This is a genomic window from Bartonella sp. MR168JLCBS (assembly GCF_042194175.1).
Genome location: NZ_JBHIMP010000047.1, coordinates 1,132 through 1,838, shown reverse-complemented (window position 1 = coordinate 1,838; position 707 = coordinate 1,132). Strand labels below are relative to the sequence as shown.

Here is a 707-nt window from a genome sequence, read left to right as displayed (position 1 = left end):
CGGTGTTTTGAATCGTATCCAAGAGAGTTAACCCCGTAAAAACACGAACTGTTAGCTTGCGTTCTTCCTCTGTTAGACTTGCCCATGAAGGAATATCATTGGAAAGTGGAACCTTCTCAGGTAACCAAAAATTTCCAGTTAAGCGGTTCCAAACTTCAAGATCTTTTTCATCATGCAATCTATTCCAATTGACAGCACAAACAACAGGATTTTTAGTTGTAATCTTTGTCATATGATTATCTCCTATAGACTACACGAAACACAACCATCTACTTCTGTTCCACTCAACGCTACTTGCCGTAAACGTACATAATAAATACTCTTTATGCCCTTTTTCCAGGCATAAATTTGCGCGCGGTTAATATCACGCGTGGTAGCAGTATCAGGAAAAAACAACGTTAGTGAAAGACCTTGGTCAACATGTTGTGTGGCGACAGCATAGGTATCAATAATTTTTTCAGGACCAATCTCATAAGCGTCCTGGTAAAAATTCAAATTTGTATTATCCATGTAAGGAGCAGGGTAATAAACGCGTCCAATTTTTCCTTCTTTACGAATCTCAATCTTTGAAGCAATCGGATGAATAGAAGATGTCGCATAATTGATATAGGAAATAGACCCCGTGGGTGGTACTGCCTGAAGATTGCGATTATAAAGCCCATACTCAATAACTAACTTCTTGAGTTCCTGCCAATCCTTTTGATCCG

Annotated in this window: 1 protein-coding gene and 1 pseudogene; both read right to left on the bottom strand. The window is 39.0% G+C overall.

The genetic code is table 11. The features are described 5' to 3' along the window. Positions 1 to 232 (bottom strand): ribonucleotide-diphosphate reductase subunit beta (locus ACFIK8_RS08930; RefSeq protein WP_375669212.1); only part of this gene is annotated, 232 nt, incomplete at its 3' end. An 11-nt stretch (positions 233 to 243) separates the two neighbouring features. After that, a pseudogene (locus ACFIK8_RS08925) lies at positions 244 to 707 on the bottom strand (ribonucleotide-diphosphate reductase subunit alpha); the annotation flags it as partial.